Source organism: Nocardioides montaniterrae, assembly GCF_054782655.1.
In genome coordinates, this window is record NZ_BAAGSB010000032.1 from 1 (window position 1) to 632 (window position 632).

1 rRNA gene is annotated in these 632 nt (G+C 42.2%); it reads right to left on the reverse strand.

Annotated features, from left to right (window positions below):
• Nucleotides 1–632 (reverse strand): 16S ribosomal RNA (locus ACYVJ3_RS16630); the annotation flags it as partial.

Consider the following 632-nt stretch of genomic DNA (forward strand, 5'->3'; position numbering starts at 1 on the left):
GGTTGATGGTTAGCTCCTCTTTTCAGAATTGCATCATACTGTCGATATTCTAGTGGCACGCGTGTAGCCCACTCCATAAGGGTCATGAAGACTTGTCATAGTCCTCCTAAACTAGATTTTTATAAAATCTAGACTATAAAACATATAGATTCATAGTGAGGATTGCGTTAGTTATACGGAATCAACCATAGGTCTCACGAACACTAACTGACGACAGCCATGCAACACCTGTCTAAGATGCAAGAAGTGGTAAGATTTTACGCGGGCTATCGGATTAAACGGCATGCTTCACTCCATGTGCCTAAGAACGGTCTAATCATTGACGTTTCGGTCTTTCGACTGTACTATGCAGGTGGCAGACTTTAGCGTTAGCAACGAAAACCAATAGTTAATCCACTGATCTCATAGTCTGCATCGTTTACGGCAAGAAGTATCCGGGTATCGAATCCGGTTCCATGCTCTTGCTTTCGTACCTTACAGTCAGTCAATACTTAGTAGAATGCTTACGCCTTTAGTACACCCCTTGGTATCAAAGAATATTAGCCCTCCTCCAAGTGTTGGTTCTACCCCTATATGACTCTAGATCAATAATATGATCAAGCTACGTACCCTGTACACCTATTCAAAACTCC